Annotated in this window: 17 protein-coding genes; 14 read left to right on the top strand and 3 right to left on the bottom strand. The window is 71.5% G+C overall.

The window, feature by feature from the left end; all coding sequences use genetic code 11:
* Window positions 1–50 precede the first annotated feature (50 nt).
* The 7 genes from AB0K60_RS01460 (at window position 51) to AB0K60_RS01430 (ending at window position 6659) form a co-directional block, all read left to right on the top strand.
* Window positions 51–1112 (top strand): extracellular solute-binding protein, encoded by a 1062-nt coding sequence (locus tag AB0K60_RS01460; RefSeq protein WP_364047329.1) that lies wholly within the window; start codon window positions 51–53, stop codon window positions 1110–1112.
* A gap of 3 nt (window positions 1113–1115) precedes the next feature.
* Complete coding sequence (locus tag AB0K60_RS01455) at window positions 1116–2051, top strand: ABC transporter permease (protein ID WP_364047328.1); 936 nt, start codon at window positions 1116–1118, stop codon at window positions 2049–2051.
* Window positions 2048–2839, top strand: a complete 792-nt coding sequence (locus AB0K60_RS01450) for an ABC transporter permease (RefSeq protein ID WP_364047326.1) — start codon at window positions 2048–2050, stop codon at window positions 2837–2839. The genes AB0K60_RS01455 and AB0K60_RS01450 overlap by 4 nt, the downstream gene beginning before the upstream one ends.
* Complete coding sequence (locus AB0K60_RS01445; protein ID WP_364047324.1) at window positions 2836–3921, top strand: ABC transporter ATP-binding protein; 1086 nt, start codon at window positions 2836–2838, stop codon at window positions 3919–3921. The genes AB0K60_RS01450 and AB0K60_RS01445 overlap by 4 nt, the downstream gene beginning before the upstream one ends.
* 120 nt (window positions 3922–4041) lie before the next feature.
* The gene (locus AB0K60_RS01440) at window positions 4042–4986 is read left to right on the top strand and encodes a DUF6282 family protein (RefSeq protein WP_364047322.1); all 945 of its coding nucleotides are present in this window, start codon (window positions 4042–4044) and stop codon (window positions 4984–4986) included.
* On the top strand, window positions 4983–5807 hold the full coding sequence (locus AB0K60_RS01435) for an N-acyl homoserine lactonase family protein (protein ID WP_364047320.1): 825 nt from the start codon (window positions 4983–4985) through the stop codon (window positions 5805–5807). Before AB0K60_RS01440 ends, AB0K60_RS01435 begins: the two co-directional genes overlap by 4 nt.
* 36 nt (window positions 5808–5843) lie before the next feature.
* A complete protein-coding gene (locus AB0K60_RS01430) occupies window positions 5844–6659 on the top strand; it encodes an SDR family NAD(P)-dependent oxidoreductase (RefSeq protein ID WP_364047318.1) in 816 nt (271 codons plus the stop codon).
* 60 nt (window positions 6660–6719) lie between these two features.
* Here AB0K60_RS01430 and AB0K60_RS01425 read toward each other — a convergent pair whose 3' ends face one another.
* Window positions 6720–9395 carry a tetratricopeptide repeat protein gene (locus tag AB0K60_RS01425; protein WP_364047316.1) on the bottom strand — a complete coding sequence of 892 codons (2676 nt, stop codon included), beginning with the start codon at window positions 9393–9395 and terminating at the stop codon, window positions 6720–6722.
* A 64-nt stretch (window positions 9396–9459) separates the two neighbouring features.
* On the opposite strand from AB0K60_RS01425, the gene AB0K60_RS01420 reads away from it, so the two are divergent.
* Entirely contained in the window at window positions 9460–9891 is a 432-nt protein-coding gene (locus AB0K60_RS01420) for a hypothetical protein (RefSeq protein WP_364047314.1), read from the top strand.
* Window positions 9892–10014: 123 nt separating this feature from the next.
* Window positions 10015–11385 carry an amidohydrolase family protein gene (locus AB0K60_RS01415; protein ID WP_364047312.1) on the top strand — a complete coding sequence of 457 codons (1371 nt, stop codon included), beginning with the start codon at window positions 10015–10017 and terminating at the stop codon, window positions 11383–11385.
* A 35-nt stretch (window positions 11386–11420) separates the two neighbouring features.
* Here AB0K60_RS01415 and AB0K60_RS01410 read toward each other — a convergent pair whose 3' ends face one another.
* A complete protein-coding gene (locus AB0K60_RS01410) occupies window positions 11421–12212 on the bottom strand; it encodes an enoyl-CoA hydratase-related protein (protein WP_364047310.1) in 792 nt (263 codons plus the stop codon).
* Between the two features lie 277 nt (window positions 12213–12489).
* Here AB0K60_RS01410 and AB0K60_RS01405 point away from each other — a divergent pair, with 277 nt between their 5' ends.
* The 5 genes from AB0K60_RS01405 (at window position 12490) to trxA (ending at window position 16587) form a co-directional block, all read left to right on the top strand.
* Window positions 12490–13593, top strand: a complete 1104-nt coding sequence (locus AB0K60_RS01405) for an AAA family ATPase (RefSeq protein WP_364047308.1) — start codon at window positions 12490–12492, stop codon at window positions 13591–13593.
* Between the two features lie 138 nt (window positions 13594–13731).
* Window positions 13732–14286, top strand: coding sequence for a DUF4276 family protein (locus tag AB0K60_RS01400; protein WP_364047305.1), 555 nt, complete (start codon window positions 13732–13734; stop codon window positions 14284–14286).
* 33 nt (window positions 14287–14319) lie between these two features.
* On the top strand, window positions 14320–15828 hold the full coding sequence (locus AB0K60_RS01395; protein WP_364047302.1) for a gamma-glutamyltransferase: 1509 nt from the start codon (window positions 14320–14322) through the stop codon (window positions 15826–15828).
* A gap of 68 nt (window positions 15829–15896) precedes the next feature.
* Window positions 15897–16391, top strand: coding sequence for a MerR family transcriptional regulator (locus AB0K60_RS01390; protein ID WP_364047299.1), 495 nt, complete (start codon window positions 15897–15899; stop codon window positions 16389–16391).
* Window positions 16273–16587, top strand: coding sequence for a thioredoxin (gene trxA, locus AB0K60_RS01385; protein WP_364047296.1), 315 nt, complete (start codon window positions 16273–16275; stop codon window positions 16585–16587). The genes AB0K60_RS01390 and trxA overlap by 119 nt, the downstream gene beginning before the upstream one ends.
* Before the next feature lie 94 nt (window positions 16588–16681).
* Here trxA and AB0K60_RS01380 read toward each other — a convergent pair whose 3' ends face one another.
* The gene (locus AB0K60_RS01380) at window positions 16682–16846 is read right to left on the bottom strand and encodes a hypothetical protein (RefSeq protein WP_364047293.1); all 165 of its coding nucleotides are present in this window, start codon (window positions 16844–16846) and stop codon (window positions 16682–16684) included.
* Between the last annotated feature and the right edge of the window lie 29 nt (window positions 16847–16875).

The raw sequence follows: 16875 nt of genomic DNA, 5'->3' as shown, positions 1-16875 counted from the left end.
GCGCGTCGTGCAGGTGACGCACGGCGAGCAGTGCGAAGAGAGGCAGAAATATGAGGAACAAGCGTCTTCCCGCCTTGTTGGCCGGTGCGCTCCTCGTCGCGACGGCGGCCTGTGGCGGTGGCGGCGGTGGTGGCGGTGGCTCCGCCTCCACCGAGAAGGTCCTGACCTGGGCGAGCACCGGAGGTCAGTTCCAGGAGGACGAGAAGAAGGGCCTGCAGGAGCCCTTCACCGCTAAGACCGGTACGAAGTTCGTCAACGTCAGCCCGGCGGAGCCGGCCCAGGTCAAGGCCATGGTCGCCGCCGGCAACACCACGTGGGACCTGGCCAACATGAGCTGGATCTACGCCGGCGCGTACTGCGGCCAGCTCTTCGAGAAGCTGGACACGCCACTCATCGACCGCAGCAAGTTCCCCCCGGGGACGACGCACGACTGCTTCGTCCCCACCTATCGTTACGCGAACGTCTTCAGCTACAACGCCGACGACTATCCGAAGGATCCGCCCACCAAGATCGAGGACTTCTTCGACACGAAGCGGTTCCCGGGCAAGCGGATCGTGCAGGACTACCCCAAGAACGGCCTGCTTGAGGCGGCGCTGATCGCCGACGGCGTGCCGATCGACAAGATCTACCCCCTCGACGTCGACCGGGCCTTCCGGAAACTCGACACGATCAAGGATTCGCTGATCTTCGCGCCCAGCTACGGCGCGGTGCAGCAGATGCTGGTGGACCGGCAGGCCTCGATGGTGATGACGGTGACCGCCCGGTCGATCGTGACCAAGCAGAGCGGCGCGAACCTCAAGCCGGTCTGGGACTTCACCACCACCGACATCGGCGCGCTGGTCATCCCCAAGGGCGCCCCGCACAAGGAGCTGGCCTTCCAGGCGCTGGCGTTCGTCACCGAGCCGGAGCAGGCCCGCGCGTACGCCCAGCTCACCGGGATCGCCCCCGCCCGCCCGGACGTGGACATCTCAACCATCAAGTACACGGACGTGCAGAAGGAGTTCAATGCGTTCCTGCCGGACCGCGGCCGGCTCCTTGAGCAGAACAAGGAGTGGTGGATCAAGAACACCGACGCTCTCGTCGAGCGTTGGACGCGCTGGAAGGTCAGCTAGCCGATGACGGCCGAAGCGGTCGCCTCCCCTCAGGGTGCCGCACCGCCGCAGCCCGGCCCCGACCGGCGACGCGTGTTGTCGCCGGCCGGGCGCCGGCGCGCGGCGGGGCTGCTGCTCCTGCTGCCCGCCCTGATCGCGCTGACGGTGTTCTTCGTGCTGCCGCTGGTGAGCATCGTCGTCGACAGCTTCGTCGACCCGGATCCGACCCTGGAGAACTACGCCCAACTGTTCACCGACGGCTACACGCTGCGGGTGCTGGGCCGGACGCTGGTGGTCGCGCTGGTGGTCACCGTGGCGGGGGTGGTGTTCGCCTACCCCTACACGTACATGATGACCCTGGCCGGGCCGACGACCCGCGCGGTGATGGTGACGGTCGTGCTGGTGCCGTTCTGGACCAGCATGCTGGCGCGCAACTTCGCGTGGATGGTCCTGATGCAGGACGGCGGAGTGGTGCAGGGGGCCCTCGGCCTGGTGGGGCTGGGCGGCACGCGACTGCTCGGCACCACCTTCGCCGTGACGGTCTCGATGACCCAGGTGCTGCTGCCGTTCATGGTGCTGCCGATGTACAGCGTCATGCAGCAGATCGACCGGCGGCTGCTGCTCGCCGGGCAGAGCCTCGGCGCCGGCCGGCTGTCCTCCTTCTGGAAGGTGTACTTCCCGCTGTCGCTGCCGGGCGTGGTCGCCGGCGCCTCGCTCGGGTTCGTCCTGGCGCTCGGCTTCTACGTCACCCCGGCCCTGCTCGGCTCGCCGCAGAACGCGCTGATCGCGCAGGTGATCAGCACCCGCACCCGGGATCTGCTGGACTTCGGCGGCGGCGGCGCGATGGGAGTGTTCATGCTGGTCGTCACGCTCGCCGTGCTCGCCGCCAGCCGCGCGCTCACCGGGCGGGGCACGGCGGTCAGCGCGGGACAGGCGCTGCCGGGAGGGAACGAGCGATGAACGCACGACCCTGGCTGAAGATCGTCGCGGTGCTCATCGGGCTCTTCCTGACGGTGCCGACGATGATCGTCATACCGATGAGCTTCTCGGCGTCCTCCACCTTCCGGTTCCCGCCGACCGAGTGGTCGCTGAAGTGGTACGAGAGCCTGTTCACCTCCCCGCAGTGGACGGACGCGATCCTGAACTCCCTGCAGGTCGGGCTGATCGCGGCGGGCCTGGCCACCGTGCTCGGCACCGCCGCGGCGATCGGGCTGAGCCGGCTGAGCGAGCGGGTGCGGGGCCTGGCCACCGGGTTCCTGCTGTCGCCGATCATCATCCCGAACATCCTGATCGCCCTGGTGATCTTCACGGCGTTCCTGCGGGCCGGGCTGACCGGCAGCCTGTTCGGCATCGCGCTCGCGCACACGGCGCTGGCCCTGCCGTACGTGGTGATCGCGGTGACCACCCGGCTGCAGGGCATGAACCCGGCCCTCGGGACGGCGGGCAGCAGCCTCGGCGCCAGGCCGTGGTCGGTGTTCCGGAAGATCACCCTGCCGCTGGCGCTGCCGGGCGTGCTCTCCGGCGCGGTGCTGGCGTTCGTCATCTCCTTCGACGAGGTCGTGATCGCGCTGTTCCTGCAGTCGCCCACGGCCACGACCCTCCCCGTCCTGATGTTCAACAGCGTGACCGTGCAGATCGACCCGACCATCTCGGCGGCGTCGAGCGTCACGGTCCTGGTGGTGAGCGTGCCCATCCTGCTCGCCCAGATGATCGGCGTGCGCCGAGCCAAGAGAGAGAGGCAGCGATGACCCCTCCCGCGACCGACGGCGGGCGCATCGAGCTCACGGACCTGTGCAAGAGGTACGGCGCGGGCCCGCTCGTCGTGGACCACGTGACCATCGACATCGCCTCGGGCGAATTCCTGACGCTGCTGGGACCCAGCGGCTCCGGCAAGACCACCACGCTCAACATGATCGCCGGGTTCACCGAGGTCACCTCGGGGCACATCCGGCTCGCCGGGAAGGACATCTCACTGCTTCCGCCGTACAAGCGGAACTTCGGGATGGTCTTCCAGAACTACGCGCTCTTCCCGCACATGACGGTGGCGCAGAACATCGCCTTCCCGCTGCGGGAGCGCAAGGCGCCCAAGGCGGAGATCGAGCGGCGGGTCGGCGAGGTGCTCGAGCTCGTCGATCTCGCGGGCCTCGGGCGACGGCGGCCCGACGAGCTGTCCGGCGGGCAGCAGCAGCGCGTCGCGCTGGCGCGGGCGGTGGTGTTCTCGCCGAGCGTGTTGCTGCTCGACGAGCCGCTGAGCGCGCTCGACCGCAAGCTGCGGCAGAACCTCCAGCAGGAGATCAAGCGGCTGCACGAGGAGCTGGGGCTCACGTTCGTGTTCGTCACCCACGACCAGGACGAGGCGATGGCGCTGTCGGACCGCATCGCCGTGTTCAACAAGGGGCGAATCGAGCGGATCGGCAGCCCAGCCGACCTGTACCGCGACCCCGGCACCCGGTTCACCGCCCGGTTCCTCGGCGAGTCGAACCTCTTCGACGGGCGGCTGCACGCCGACGGCGTCTACGAGTGGGGCGACCACAAGTGGGCGGTGCGCGTGGCCGAGGGCACGCCGGAGGACCGCGACCTGGTGGTGCGGCCCGAGCGGCTGCGCATCGCCGCCACGGCGGCCGAGGTGCCGCCCGGCGCGAACCAGGCGCCCGCGACCGTGACCGGGCTGTCCTTCCAGGGCACCCACCAGCGCATCGACCTCGACTACGGCGGCGGGGTCCTCGGCTGCGCGGTCGTCTCGCCCGACGAGGCCGACGGCCTGCGGCCCGGCGGCCGGGTCATCGCCCACTGGGATCCCGCCCACCAGGCGCTGGTGACCAGGGACTGACGGCCTTTTCAGCACTTACCAGGACCTAACAGGACCTAACACCTACCAGAGAACGATCTGGGACCGATCGGGGGACCGACCCGGGACCCGGCGAACAGCAAGAATCAGGAGAACGAACGCATGGCCATCGCGGCCCCATCACTGCTCGACCCCGAACTCGACGGCGACCGGCACACTCCCGACCCGGAGGCCGACGCACTGCTCGTGGGCAGCGTCGACCTGCACCAGCACCCCGGCCCCAGCCCGTTCCCCCGGCGCATGAGCATCCTCGACGCGGCCCGTGACGCGGCCGGCGCCGGGTTCCGCGCCATCGTCGCCAAGTCGCACCACCACAGCATGGTCACCGACATCCTCGCGCTCGGCCCGGCCGGGCTCGACGACCTGCCGGTGGCCGTACGCGGCGGCGTCGCGCTCAACGACCAGGTCGGCGGCCTCAACCCGTACGCGGTCGAGATGGCCCTGCGGATGGGCGGCAGGGTGGTGTGGTTCCCCACCCTGTCGTCCACCACGCACATCGAGCACCACCGGCATCACGACACCGGGTTCCCGACCTCGACCGTCCAGCTCCGCGACAACACCCCGATCACGATCCTCGGCGAGGACGGCGAGGTGCTGCCCGAGGTGCGGGACATCCTGTCCGTCATCGCGGCCGAGAACGCCGTGCTGACCTGCGGCCACCTGGGCGTCAAGGAGACCACCGCGCTGATCGGCGCGGCGCGGCGGGAGGGCGTGGAGCGCATCCTGGTCAACCACCCCTGCTTCGTCGTCGAGGCGTCCAGCGAGCAGGTCGGCGAGTGGGCCCGGCAGGGCGTGCACATCGAGCACTGCCTGGTGATGTACTTCGGCCGGCCGGGCCGCCGCAGGGACCTCGGGGAGCTGCTCGCCTTCATCAAGGCCGCCGGTCCGGAGCTGACCGTGCTGTCCTCCGACTCCGGGCAGAAGCACAACCCGCTTCCGGTGACGCTCTTCCGGCGCGGGGCGCGCGGCCTGCTCGACGCCGGCCTGCCCGAGGACGACATCCGCCGCATGCTCGGCGACAACGCGGCGGGGCTCCTGTTCCCATGAGCACCGTCCCGTCCGTTCCGAACGGCGCGACCTGCGCGACCTACGAGGTGCTCGCGATCCGGTTCGCCGCCCGCGCCACCACCCGCTCCAGCCTGTTCCTCAACCACCACGTGTACGGCCCCGACGGGCCGATGGACATGGACTTCTTCCTGTGGGTGGCCCGCAACCGGGAGCGGACCGTCATCATCGACACCGGGTACGGCCAGGCGGCCCGCCAGACCACCCGGCTGCCGCGCACCGAGCTGGCCGAGCCGGTGGCCGCGCTCGCCGGCCTGGGCGTCCACCCGCAGGACGCGCCGATGATCATCGCCACGCACGCGCACTACGACCACATCGGCAACCTCACCGCGTTCCCCCGCTCGGAGATCGTCATCGGCCGGGCCGAGTTCGACTTCTGGACCGGCCCGTACGCCACGCGGCAACTGTTCGCGCACACCACCGAGCCCGGCGACCTCGCCCACCTGGTGGAGATCCGCGACCAGGGCCGGGCCACGTTCGTGGACCAGACCACCACCGTGGCCCCCGGCATCGAGGTGATCCCCGTGGGCGGGCACACCCCCGGCCAGCTCGTCGTCTCGATCGCCACCGCGACCGGCCGGGCCGTCCTCACCTCGGACGCCGCCCACTTCTACGAGGAGGTGGAGCTGGACCGGCCGTTCGCGTACCTGACCGACCTGATCGGCGTGTACCGGGCGTACGCGCTGCTGCGCGAGATGGCCGCCGAGCCGGACGTGGTGCTGGTGCCGGGGCACGATCCGGACGTGATGCGCCGGTTCCCCGTCGTCGACGGCGCCGACGGCCTGGTCGTCCGCATCGCGTGACCGCCCCGCACGCATACGAAGGAAGGAAGTGACAGCATGCCGGACCGGGAGGGAAGGTTCGCCGGGAAGGTGGCCGTCGTCACCGGCGGCGGCAGCGGGATCGGCGCGGCCACCGCGCTGCGGCTGTCCCGCGAGGGGGCGGACGTCGTGGTCGCCGACATCGACGGCGAGGCGGCGGCCAAGGTCGCGGGCGAGCTGCCGGGCCCGGCGGCGGCCGTCGCCGCCGACGTCTCCACCGTGGCGGGCGTGGACGCCTACATCCGCACGGCGCTGGACCGCTTCGGCCGCATCGACCTGCACCACCTCAACGCCGGGCTGCTCGGCACGATGGCGCCGCTGCCCGACGTCGAGCCCGCCGACTTCGACCACGTGATCGCGGTCAACCTGCGCGGCGTCTTCCTGGGGCTGCGCGCCGCGTTCCGTCGCTACCGGGAGCAGGAGAGCGGCGGGGCCGTCGTGGTGACCGCGTCGATCTCGTCCCTGCGCGGGGCCGCCGACCAGTTGCCGTACCAGACCTCCAAGCACGGCGTGCTCGGCCTGGTGCACGGCGCGGCCATGTACGGCGCGCCGCGCGGCATCCGGGTCAACGCCGTGGCCCCGGGCCTGATCCCGACCGGCATCTTCGCCGCGTCCGGCCTCGCCGACCGGGCGGCGACCCTGTCCCGCCGGGGCCGTACCGTGCCCATGCGCCGCGTCGGCACCGTGGACGAGATCGCCGGGGTCGTCGCCTTCCTGTTCAGCGACGACGCCTCGTACGTCACCGGCGAGGTCGTCTCCGCCGACGGCGGCGCGTTCATGGTCAACACGGTGGTCCGCTCCGGCGGCTCGGGCGCCTGGACCCCCGAGGACTGACCCCCGAGAACTGACCCCCGAGAACTGACCCCCGAGAACTGACCGCCCCCCGCGCCCGCGTCAGGCCGGGCCGCCGGGGTCCGCGGTCTCCTCGCCGCGCGGCAGGAGGCCCGGGTCGCGGGGGGCGAGCTCGGCGTCGGCGCGTTCCACGACCTGGCGGGCGCGGTCCATGCCGCCGGCGTTGCCGAGGCTGGTGTAGATGTCCAGGGCCCGGACGGCGTGGCGGCGGCCCTCGTGGGGGTCTCCGGCGTCGATGAGACAGGTGGCGAGGGCGCGCAGGCTGCGGGCCTGCCACCAGCGGTCGCCGAGTTCGGCGAAGTGGGCGGCGGCGAGGCGCAGCACGGAGATCGCCTCGGGGAGGCGTCCGCGGCGGCGCAGGGCGTAGCCCTCGGCGAGTTCGGAGCGGGCCACGCCCCAGGAGTCGCCGAGGCGTTCGAGCATCTGTTTGGCGTCCTGGACGTACAGGTGCTCCAGCAGGAGGTTCTGCGGGTCGCCGATGCCGCCGGCGGCGCGCAGGGCGCGGGCCTCCTCCCACTCCTCGTGGCGGTCGCGAAACGCCTTGATCGCGAATCTGAGCGCGTTTCCGGCGAGGATGTACTTGGCGGCGGCGCCCTGGCCGTCGCCGCGTTCGGACAGGACGCGGGCCTCGGCGGCGAGGACCTCGCCGAGGACACGCTGGGTCTGGGCCTCGGAGTAGCGGTTGCCGTCGCGCTGGAAGACGGCCAGGGCCCGCTCGACCAGCTCGCGGGCCTCGGCGTACGAGCGCTGGGCGAGCCGCAGCTCGGCGAGGTTGCGCTGGGTGCGGGCGAGCCACCAGGGGTCGTCGATCGCCTCGAACGCGCCGAGGGCGTCGAGCAGGTGGTTCTGGCCCCGGTCGAGGTTGCCGGAGTTGAACAGCGTCATGCCGATGCTGCGCATCGCCCGCGCCGCCCACCAGGTCTCGCCGAGCCGGTTGAAGATCTCCAGGGCGCGTTCGGCGTCGGCGCGGGCGCGTTCGGCGTTGCCGAGGTTGCCGACGACGACGGCCCGCTCCAGCAGGGCGATGCCGAGGGCGCGGTCGTCGCCCATGGCCTCGGCGGCCTGGTAGGTGATCTCGGCGACGCTGCGCCAGTCGGCCCAGAACGCCCGCATGGAGTGGCACAGCGAGCAGAACGCCCGGCCGATGCCCCACGCCTGCTCCCACATGCGCTGGTCGCGGGCGAGGTGGACGGCGGCGAGCAGGCCGAGCCGCTCGGCGGTGAACCAGTCGGAGGCCGGGGACCGCACGTCGCCGTCCGTCCGCTCCCCCACGTCCTCGGCGGGGCGCCGTACCACGCCGCGGCGGCTCCAGTCCTGGGGCCAGCGGTAGGTGGCGTACGCCTCGGCGCGGCGGCGGTAGCCGGACAGGAAACGCTCGATCGCGGCGCGGCGCGCCGGCTCGGGGTCTTCGCGCAGGGTCTGCTCGCGGGCGAACAGCCGGACCAGGTCGTGCAGCCGGTAGCGCATCTCGCCGGTGGCGTCGCGGCCGGAGGTCTCGGCGAGCTGGGTGTCCACCAGGGCCTCAAGCTGGTCGGCGCCGTCCAGTTGCGAGGTGTCGAGCAGTTCGCCTGCCGCCCACGCCCGCACGTCGGGGGCGGTGAGCAGGCCGAGCAGGCGCAGCAGCCGCCGCTGCAGGTCGGTGCAGGCGTCGTAGGACAGTTGCACCGAGGCGCGCACGCTCTTGTCGACCTGCGGGCCCAGTTCCAGGTGGTCGAGGCGGCGGCGCTCGTCGCGCAGGCGGTCGGCGAGCTCGCGCAGGCTCCAGCCGGGGCGGGTGGCGAGCCGGCCGCCGCAGATGCTGATCGCGAGGGGCAGGTGGCCGCAGAGCCGTACGATCTCCTGGGCGGACTCGACGTCGGCGGCGACACGCTCGTCGCCCGCCAGCCGGGCCAGCAGTTCGATGCCCTGGGCCTCGGTGAACGCGCCGAGCTGTATGTCGTAGTCGTTGCGCAGGAAAAGCGGGCGGCGCGAGGTGACGAGGACGGCGCAGCCGGGCTCGGGCGGAATCAGCGCCTGCACCTGGTCACCATTCTGCGCGTTATCCAGAAATATTAGGATTCGGCGGTCTTTGGTCCAGGTCCACCACAATTTCTGGAGTTCGCGCAGGCCGCCGGGGTCGGTGGTGAGGCGCACGCCGAGGGCGCGCAGGAAACCGGTGAGCACCTCCTCCGGCCGCACGTCCGCCGTCTCGTCCCCCGCCACGTCCCCCGCCACGTCCCCCGCGGTGCCGCGCAGGTCGAAGTAGAGCTGCCCGTCGGGGAAATCGCGGAGCACCTCGTGCGCGAACCGGGTGACAAGCGCCGACTTGCCCACCCCGCCCTGGCCGTAGACCGACACCACCAGCGGCGTCACCGGGGACCGGCGGCGCTGCGCCGCAGCGAACCGGTCCCGCAGCTCGGCGAGCACGTCCCCGCGCCCGGTGAAGTGGGCGATGCGCGGCGGAAGCTGCGCCGGAGGCGGCACGTCCTCACCGCCGGGCCGTACCGGCCGGCGTTCGCCGCCGCCCTGCAGCGAGGTCGCCCACGTGCCCACCCCGACCAGCAGCGAGGCGACCACGGTGATGGCGATGCGGACGGCCACCGGCAGGTCCCAGATGTCGATGGAGGTGAGCATGCTGGTCGCGACGGCCGTGATCGACCCGGCCGCGGCGGGCGCGGCCAACCGCGTCCGGCGAGAACCGGCGCGCTCGTCGTCTCCTCTCCGCTGCAACGCGGGCATGCGATCCTTTCGAAACGGGCCGCCTTATGCGGCTTCAGACGCTGCCTGTCGCTGTGCAATAGCTATGCAATGGATTCAACCAGACGAAAGCGATTTTCTCGGTGGGTTGCCGAAGCGACGGCCGAGGCCGCACGAGCTTCCGGTTCCCGCCGTCCACGGTGGCGGCGCGACACGCACGATCGACGCGCGCCGGGCGCGCGAGCATGGCCACGGCCGCGATCCGGTCCGGCGACTGCCGGGGCCGTACGAGCTTCCGGTTCCCGCCATCCACAGTGGCGGCGCGACACGCACGATCGACGCGCGCCGGGCGCGCGAGCATGGCCACGGCCGCGATCCGGTCCGGCGGCCGCCGTCGCCACGGCCGATGATCATCCCGGTGACGGTGAACGCGTCGCTCGACGCGGAGGACACGGCGAACGCCATGCGGCCGCGGGGTTTCGGCACGGCCCGGCGGGCGGACCTGGAGGCGGAAACCGGCCTTCGACCGGACCAATGACGCGTAATCGGCGTTTTTTCCCTGCTCTCGGCCGTTATGACCACTGCCGAAATCACTATCTTGACGGGTACGGTATGGGTACCGTTTACCCATTATTCTCTCAAACTTCCCCTAAGGGACGGCATGACGACCGCGAGGACGAGGCACAGGGTGGCCTCCGGCGCGGGCGGGCGGGGTTCGGCGGGGGTCGTCGTTCACTCCGCTCCCCTCATGCTGCCGGTCGCCGGTCCGCCGCTGCGCGAGGGCGCGCTCGCCGTACGGCGGGGGCGGGTGCTCGCCGCCGGGCCGCGCCGCGAGGTCGCGGGCGCCTTCCGCGAGCACCGCGAGGTGCGGTGGGACGGGGTCGTCGTGGCCGGGCTGGTCAACGCGCACACGCACCTGCAGTTCAGCTGCCTGGCCCGGCTGGGCCGCCGCCGGTACGGCTCGCTTGAGGAGTGGTCGACGGCCTTCGACGCCGCGTACGCCGAGGCCAGCAGCGCCCCCGACGCCCTCGCGACCGGCAGGAGACGCGGCCGCAAGGTCGACTGGGCGGCCGCCGCGCGCAAGGGCGCCCGCGCGGCGATCGCGAGCGGCACCACGGCCGTCGCCGACGTGGTCACCGACATGGAGGCCGCCGCCGCGTACGCCGAGGCGGGCCTGACCGGCATGGCGTACCTGGAGGTGCTCGGCGACACCGAGGAGAGCTGGCACGCCGAGGGCCGCGAACGCCTCATCACCGCCCTGCAGGAGGCCGGGCTGCCGATGGGCGTCTCCCCGCACGCCGTCTACGCGCTCGACGTGGCCGTGCTTGAGGATCTCGCCTTGCTGGCCAGGTCGTACCGGGTGCGCCAGCAGATCCACCTGGCCGAGTCGGCGCACGAGCGCGAATACACCGTCCGCGGCACCGGCCCGCTGGCCCGCATGGTGCGCGACCTCGGCTTCGACTTCGCCGTGCTGCGCGAGGGCGGCACCGGGCTCGGCCCGGTCGACCTGCTCGACGGCATGGGCGTGTTCGGCGAGCACTGCCACGTCGCGCACGCCGTCTACCTCACCCCCGACGAGCGACGCGTACTGCGCAAGCGAGGCACGGTGATCGCCTTGTGCCCCCGGTCCAACCGCACCCTCGGCCTGGACACGCCGCAGGTCGCGGCCCTCCTGGAGGAGGGCAACCCCATCGCCGTCGGCACCGACTCCCTGGCCTCCAGCCCGTCGATGGACCTGCTGGAGGACGTGCGGCTGCTACGCGACCTCGCCCGCGAACAGGGCTACACCGACGCCGACCTGGAGCGCCGCCTCGTCGGCGCGGCCACCGAGGGCGGCGCGCGGGCGCTCGGCATGGCCTCGGGGCCGGGGCGCATCGGGGCGCTCATTCCGGGAGCGCGGGCCGACTTCGCGGTGTTCGACATCGACACCGGTACGCGGGAGCCGTACCGAACCCTGATCGAGGAGGGGCCGGGCCGCTGCGCGGCCACGGTGATCGCGGGACGCCGGGTGTGGCAGCGGGCGAGAAGCTGAGACCGGTGACTGGGCCGCCGCGGCACCTTCCGGGCTCAGCGTCCCTGGAACTCGGGCTTCCGCTTGGCCAGAAACGCCTCAACGGCGCCGGAATGGTCGGCGGTCAGACCCAGCCGCGCCTGGGCACGCCCCTCCGCCGCCAGCACCGTGCCGAGGTCCCGCCCCCAGGACTCCGCGATCAGCCGTTTGGACTCCGCGTAGGCGGCGGTGGGCCCGGCCGCGAGCCTGGCCGCGAGCTCACGGCCCGCCGTACCGACCTCCGCCTGCGGCACCAGACGCCCCGAGATGCCCCACTCCACCGCCTGCCGGGCGCTGAACGACTCGCCGAGCAGCACGAGTTCCCTGGCCCGCGCCTCGCCGACGGCCCGGGTGAGCGTCAGCGACAGCCCGGAGTCGCAGGTGAGCCCGATCGCGGTGAACGCCGTGGCGAGTACGGCCTCCTCGGCGAACACCCGCAGATCGCAGGCGAGCGCCAGAGCCAGCCCCGCGCCGACGCACGTGCCACTGACGGCGGCGACGACCGGCTTGCCCATCGTGGCCAGGAGCCGAACGATCGGCGCGTAATCCTCCTCGACGGTGTCGAACGCGTGCTCGGCATCGGCGCGCAACGCCGCCGCGTGCTCGGCCAGGTCCTGTCCGGCGCAGAACGCGCCGCCCGCACCGGTCAGCAGCACGGCCCGGACGGCGTCGTCGGACGCCACCTCCTCCAGCGCCCGCCGCAGCGCCGTTTTGAGCCCGGCATCCAGCGCGTTGCGCCGCTTTGGGCGGTTGAGCGTCACGACGGCCACGGCGCCGTCACGCTCCAGGACAACGGGGGCGGCGTCCACCTCAGACCTCCCTGCCGTCGGCCGGGGCCTTGAGCAAGGCCGTCCGCTCACCAAGGGTCAGGCATTTCAACACCGTCGTCTCCTTCCGGCGGCCGGAGCAGCCGTTCCGCTGCACAGGATGCCCGGTCCGTGCAACCGTATTACTGACCGATCGATACGTAAATGCGACACCCCTCTGGCCTGGCCTGCCGGAATGCTGCGGTACAGATGACGTCGGCCCGGGGGAACGCGGTACAAAGCAGCGGCCCGGACCAACGAGTCGATCTAAGCTGTGGCCATGGGGCGTAGCAGATTGCGATCGATCACCATCGAGGGGTATACCTCGATTCGCTCAGCGCGGGTGCAGTTGCGCGATCTCAACGTCCTGGTCGGCGCCAACGGGGCGGGCAAGAGCAACTTCATTTCCGCTCTCGCCCTGCTCGGCCGCATCGTCGACGGAGAGCTCAACCTCTTCGTCGGGCAGGCGGGCGGCGCGGCCGCCCTGCTCCATGGCGGGCCCAAGGGCGACGCACGCATCGCGCTGCGGCTGGATTCCCCGCCGAACGAGTACCGTGCGACGCTCATCCCCTCGGCACGGGATGAGCTGATCTTCGGCGAGGAACGCATCCTGTTCCACGGCGACGGGTACCCCGAGCCGTTCGTCTCGTCACTGGGCCGAGGCCACCGGGAGACCCACCTGCTGGATGAGATCGGCCGGTTTGGGCAGCAGTCGGTCGCCGGTCACGTGGTGGACATCCTGCGCGGGTGCCGGGTCTTCCACTTTCACGACACGAGCAGGAACGCTCCCGTCAAGCAGACCGGTTACGCCTCCGACAACCTCGCGCTGCACCCCGACGCGGGTAACCTGGCCGCGATTCTGCTCCGCCTGCGGGAAACCGACAGGGCGTCTTATCGCCGGATCGTACGGACCGTCCGGCAGGTCGCCCCGTTCTTCCGGGATTTCGTCCTCGTCGAGGAGAACGACCGCCTGCGCCTGCGCTGGCGGCAGGACGGCTCCGACGTGGTCTTCCCCGCCGACGCCCTGTCGGACGGAACGCTGCGGTTCATCTGCCTTACCACGCTCCTGAGCATGCCCGATCTTCCCCAGTTGGTCGTACTGGACGAGCCGGAACTGGGCCTGCACCCGTACGCGATCGTCCAACTGGCCGAGATGCTGCGCGCGGCCGGCCGCGAAAGCCAGGTGCTGATAGCCACGCAGTCGGTGACACTGATGAACCAGTTCGAGCTCGACGACCTCATCGTCGTCGAACGCGCCGAGGGTGCTTCGGTCTTCAGCCGCCCCGATCCGGAACACCTCCGGGACTGGCTGACCGACTACTCCCTGGGGGAACTGTGGGAGAAGAACCTGCTCGGCGGCCGACCCCAGGCAGAGTCACGGTGACCGGAGTGCGCCGGCTGCACATCCTGTGCGAGGGGCAGACCGAGGAGACCGTCGTCCGCGAGGTCATCGACCCGTATCTGAGTTCGGCCGACATCGTCGTCACCCAGTCGATATTCACGACGAGACGACCTGCGGGCGGTGCCGCCCCACAAGGGTGGGCTGGCCGCGTGGGGCAGACTCGCGAGGGAGATCCGTCTGCTTCTGCGCGACCCCTCGATCACCACGTTGACGACGCTGCTCGACTACTACGGGCTTCCAGCGGATGTTCCGGGGATGTCCACGCGGCCACCGGGGACACCGCATGAACGCGTGGCCCATGTCGAACGTGCCATTGGCGAAGCCATCGGCGACCATCGCTTCCTGCCCAACCTGGTCCTGCACGAGATCGAGGCGTGGGTGCTGCTCGGTCACGATGAGCTGGGGGCGTTGAGCGGCGATGCCACGCTGCCCGCCGCCGTACGCAAACTCGTCGCCGACGCGGAGGGGGCCGAACTCGTGAACGACGGCCCCAGCACCGCCCCCTCCAAACGACTTCTGAACCTGTGCCCGCGCTACCGCAAGACGTCTGATGGCCCCCTGGTCATAGCCGAGGTCGGCATCGACGCGATCAGGCGAGCGTGTCCGCACGCCGACGCCTGGTTCGCCGCGCTCACCGCCGCCTTGGTGGGGCGGGGTGCAGGCCGTACAGTCTGAGGCGTGCGGCACACGCGATATGCCCGTAACGGAATGGTTTGTACGGTTGATCACCTCGCCTCGTTCGCCGGGTTGCTGATGCTGGAGCGCGGCGGGTCGGCGGTGGACGCCGCGATCGCGGCGAACGCGGTGCTGGCGGTGACCTCGCCGCACATGTGCGGCCTCGGCGGCGACCTGTTCGCGCTCGTCCACGCCTCGGCCGGGCCGCCGGAGGCGTTGAACGCGTCCGGGCGGGCGGGGTCGGGGGCCGATCCGGAGCGGCTGCGGGGCGAGGGGCATCGGCGGATGCCGTTTCAATGGGACATCCGGTCGGTGACGGTGCCGGGATGCGTGGATGGCTGGCTGGCGTTGCACGCGCGGCACGGGCGGCTGCCGCTGCCCGAGCTGCTGGCGCCGGCGATCGGGCACGCGCGGGACGGATTCCCGGCCGCGCCGCTGCTCGCCCGCATGGCCACCGCCATGCCCGAGGTCCCGGAGCCGATCTCCGCGGGCGACCTGATCCGGCGCCCCGGCGTGGCGCGGGCCCTTGAGGCGATCGCCAAGGACGGGCGGGACGGCTTCTACCTCGGCGAGTTCGGGGCCGGGCTGATCGAGCTCGGCGGCGGGGAGTACGTCGAGGAGGATCTGGCCCGCGGCAACGCCGAATGGGTGGAGCCGCTCGGCGCGCGGGTGTTCGGGCACGATGTGTGGACGATCCCGCCGAACTCGCAGGGATACCTGCTGCCGCTGTCGCTGACGATCGCCGCCGGTCTGGAGCCGCTGAACGACCTGGACGACCCGGACGACGCCGCGTGGGCGCACCTGCTCGTCGAGTCCGCCCGGGTGGCGGGCCACGACCGGCCCGATGTGCTGCACGACGGCGCGGACGTCGGCCCGGTGCTGGCCTCGGCCGACGAGCGGCGGGCCATGATCGACCCGACGCGGCGGGCGACCGTGCGGGACCTGGCGTCGCCCGGCGACACCACCTACCTGTGCGTGGTGGACGGCGACGGCATGGGCGTCTCGCTGATCCAGTCGAACGCGGCCGGGTTCGGCAGCATGCTCTTCGAACCCCGAACCGGCATCAACCTGCACAATCGCGGGCTGGGGTTCTGCCTGACGCCCGGTCATCCGGCCGAGTACGGGCCGGGGCGGCGTCCGCCGCACACGCTGACCCCCGCCCTGGTGACCCGGCCCGACGGGTCGCTGCGGACGGTGGCCGGGACGATGGGCGGCGACGGGCAGCCGCAGATCCTGCTGCAGGTGCTCACCCGGCTGCTGCGGCACGGCGAGTCGCCCGGCCGGGCGATTCGCTCGCCCCGCTGGGTCACCGGCACGGGGCCGACCGGCTTCGACGCCTGGGACTCCCCCGACGAGGCGAGCGTCCGCGTCGAGGAGGGCTCGCCGTGGGCCGACGGGCTGCGGGAGCGCGGCCACACCGTGGAGGCCCGGCCGTACGGGGGCGGCTTCGGCCACGCCCACCTCATCGACGTACGCCCCGACGGGACGCTCGCCGGCGCGTCCGACCCGCGCGCCGTCACCGGCGCGGCCATCGGCCGATGACCGCTTGACCTTGACGCCGGTGTCAAGGCTTACCGTCGTTGACGGCCACCAGATCAGGAGGGGGACCGATGCGGATCGGAGAGCTGGCCGAACGCGCCGGTGCCAGCACCCGCTCGCTGCGCTACTACGAGCAGCAGGGGCTGCTGCGGGCGCGGCGGACGGCGAACGGCTACCGGGAGTACGACGAGTCGGACGTGCGCCTGGTCCGCGAGATCCGGTCCCTGCTGGCGGTCGGCTTCACGCTGGAGGACGTACGCCCCTTCATCGAGTGCCTGCGCGACGGACACGCGTCCGGCGACGCCTGCCCGGAGTCGATCGCCGTCTACCGCCGCAAACTCGCCGAGATCGACGCGGAGATCGACGCCCTGGTCCGGCGCAGAGCCGAGGTGGCCGGCCAACTGTCGCGCGCCTGCCCCGGCTGCGCCTTCTCCCCGGGAGACAGCAATGCTCACCCTGACCACCGAGAACTTCGACGAGCAGGTGCTCCGCGCCGACAAGCCGGTACTGGTCGACTTCTGGGCGGAGTGGTGCCCCCCGTGCAAGATGATCGCCCCGGTCCTTGAGCAGATCGAGTCCGAGTACGGCGACCGCCTCACCATCGCCAAGCTCAACGGCGACGACCACCCCGAAATCATCCGCCGCTACGGCATCTTGGGGTTCCCGACCCTCACCCTCTTCCGCCACGGCACCCTCGTCCAGCGCATCGTCGGCGCCAAGCCCAAGCGCCTCCTCCTCGCCGACATCGAACCCCACCTGTGATCGGCGGGGCCGGTGGACAAGCGCGTCCCCGTCCGACCCGGAACCTGGCGTGACCGACGGCGAAGATCTACTCAGGCTCGCCGACGATCGACTGTCACACTTCGGCGGCCTGAGCGATCGCGTACGGGTCATACAGCCGTGCTCGGGTAACAGGTGCCGCGATCGCTTGTACACGGCGAAAAGGTCGCTCATTATCGGCTCCGATCGATGAGGCCGATGCGGGCAGGCGAGTCACGACCGGAACGTCGTACTCGTTCATAGTAGGATTGCATCTAAGTAAGAAGCGAT

The sequence above is a fragment of the Thermopolyspora sp. NPDC052614 genome (assembly GCF_040678635.1).
Classification (GTDB): domain Bacteria; phylum Actinomycetota; class Actinomycetes; order Streptosporangiales; family Streptosporangiaceae; genus Thermopolyspora.
The sequence above is the reverse complement of the archived record's forward strand: the minus strand, read 5'-3'. Positions and strand labels throughout refer to the sequence as shown.

Coding starts and splice junctions, on each gene's coding strand:
- AB0K60_RS01460 (WP_364047329.1), top strand. CDS start 51: ATGAGGAACAAGCGTCTTCCCGCCTTGTTGGCCGGTGCGCTCCTCGTC.
- AB0K60_RS01455 (WP_364047328.1), top strand. CDS start 1,116: ATGACGGCCGAAGCGGTCGCCTCCCCTCAGGGTGCCGCACCGCCGCAG.
- AB0K60_RS01450 (WP_364047326.1), top strand. CDS start 2,048: ATGAACGCACGACCCTGGCTGAAGATCGTCGCGGTGCTCATCGGGCTC.
- AB0K60_RS01445 (WP_364047324.1), top strand. CDS start 2,836: ATGACCCCTCCCGCGACCGACGGCGGGCGCATCGAGCTCACGGACCTG.
- AB0K60_RS01440 (WP_364047322.1), top strand. CDS start 4,042: ATGGCCATCGCGGCCCCATCACTGCTCGACCCCGAACTCGACGGCGAC.
- AB0K60_RS01435 (WP_364047320.1), top strand. CDS start 4,983: ATGAGCACCGTCCCGTCCGTTCCGAACGGCGCGACCTGCGCGACCTAC.
- AB0K60_RS01430 (WP_364047318.1), top strand. CDS start 5,844: ATGCCGGACCGGGAGGGAAGGTTCGCCGGGAAGGTGGCCGTCGTCACC.
- AB0K60_RS01425 (WP_364047316.1), bottom strand. CDS start 9,395: ATGCCCGCGTTGCAGCGGAGAGGAGACGACGAGCGCGCCGGTTCTCGC.
- AB0K60_RS01420 (WP_364047314.1), top strand. CDS start 9,460: ATGCAATGGATTCAACCAGACGAAAGCGATTTTCTCGGTGGGTTGCCG.
- AB0K60_RS01415 (WP_364047312.1), top strand. CDS start 10,015: ATGACGACCGCGAGGACGAGGCACAGGGTGGCCTCCGGCGCGGGCGGG.
- AB0K60_RS01405 (WP_364047308.1), top strand. CDS start 12,490: ATGGGGCGTAGCAGATTGCGATCGATCACCATCGAGGGGTATACCTCG.
- AB0K60_RS01395 (WP_364047302.1), top strand. CDS start 14,320: ATGGTTTGTACGGTTGATCACCTCGCCTCGTTCGCCGGGTTGCTGATG.
- AB0K60_RS01390 (WP_364047299.1), top strand. CDS start 15,897: ATGCGGATCGGAGAGCTGGCCGAACGCGCCGGTGCCAGCACCCGCTCG.
- trxA (WP_364047296.1), top strand. CDS start 16,273: ATGCTCACCCTGACCACCGAGAACTTCGACGAGCAGGTGCTCCGCGCC.
- AB0K60_RS01380 (WP_364047293.1), bottom strand. CDS start 16,846: ATGAACGAGTACGACGTTCCGGTCGTGACTCGCCTGCCCGCATCGGCC.